Source organism: Cohnella sp. GbtcB17 (assembly GCF_019091135.1).
GTDB lineage: Bacteria > Bacillota > Bacilli > Paenibacillales > Paenibacillaceae > Cohnella.
Genome location: NZ_JAGXJW010000233.1, coordinates 1 through 278 on the forward strand (window position 1 = coordinate 1; position 278 = coordinate 278).

The 278-nt window shown below is 61.9% G+C and carries 1 protein-coding gene; it reads right to left on the bottom strand.

What is annotated here, in order from left to right; translation table 11 throughout:
- Window positions 1-278 (bottom strand): IclR family transcriptional regulator domain-containing protein (locus KVT38_RS33675; RefSeq protein WP_306795386.1); only part of this gene is annotated, 278 nt, incomplete at both ends.

Genomic DNA, 278 nt, shown 5'->3' on the forward strand with positions numbered 1-278 from the left:
GCCGCGATCCTGCGCCCAGCCCAGGCGTTTGATGCGGGTGAGCTCGGTCATCAGCCGCTTTGGATCGGTGATCGATTTCGGAGTGTAGCCGATCAATGGTTTGTCGAGCCAAACCACCAGCTCTTCCGGGGACAGGTGTGCAAGCAGCATCTTGCTTGCCGCGCCGGCATGGATAGGCATGCGCTGCCCCGGGGCCACTGTCAGAGCGTATTCCCTTCGGCCCTGGGAAGCGGCCAATACGAGTATCCCGTCCTGATCGATGACCGACAGCTTGCTGC